Source organism: Microseira wollei NIES-4236, assembly GCF_020521235.1.
Lineage (GTDB): Bacteria > Cyanobacteriota > Cyanobacteriia > Cyanobacteriales > Aerosakkonemataceae > Microseira > Microseira wollei.
In genome coordinates this window covers 1-650 of the sequence record NZ_BLAY01000510.1, presented here as the reverse complement: position 1 = coordinate 650, position 650 = coordinate 1, and the positions used below count along the sequence as shown (strand labels likewise).

The following is a 650-nucleotide window of genomic DNA, read 5'->3' as shown; positions in this document are numbered from 1 at the left end:
GCACGGCAGGATTAACATCGCTCCCATCACCAAAATATCTCTCTTGCCCTGCCCTTACAGCAATCGTTGTATTGTTGGGGCACGGCAGGATTAACATCGCTCCCATCACCAAAATATCTCTCTTGCCGTGCCCTTACAGCAATCGTTGTATTGTTGGGGCACGGCAGGATTAAAATTGTTATTTTCACCAAAATATCTCTCTTGCCCTGCCCTTACAGCAATCGTTGTATTGTTGGGGCACGGCAGGATTAAGATCGCTCCCATCATCAAAATATCTCTCTTGCCCTGCCCTTACAGCAATCGTTGTATTGTTGGGGCACGGCAGGATTAAGATCGCTCCCATCACCAAAATATCTCTATTGCCGTGCCCCTACAGCAATCGTTGTATTGTTGGGGCACGGCAGGATTAACATCGCTCCCATCACCAAAATATCTCTATTGCCGTGCCCCTACAGCAATCGTTGTATTGTTGGGGCACGGCAGGATTAAAATTGTTATTTTCATCAAAATATCTCTCTTGCCCTGCCCCTACAGCAATCGTTGTATTGTTGGGGCACGGCAGGATTAACATCGCTCCCATCACCAAAATATCTCTATTGCCGTGCCCCTACAGCAATCGTTGTATTGTTGGGGCACGGCAGGATTAAAAT

2 protein-coding genes are annotated in these 650 nt (G+C 47.2%); both read right to left on the bottom strand.

Features of this window, described 5'->3' with window-relative positions; translation table 11 throughout:
- Positions 1-105: 105 nt before the first annotated feature.
- Positions 106-267, bottom strand: coding sequence for a hypothetical protein (locus MiSe_RS49595; RefSeq protein ID WP_226594978.1), 162 nt, complete (start codon positions 265-267; stop codon positions 106-108).
- Positions 268-421: 154 nt separating this feature from the next.
- Complete coding sequence (locus tag MiSe_RS49590; RefSeq protein ID WP_226594976.1) at positions 422-580, bottom strand: hypothetical protein; 159 nt, start codon at positions 578-580, stop codon at positions 422-424.
- Positions 581-650 lie beyond the last annotated feature (70 nt).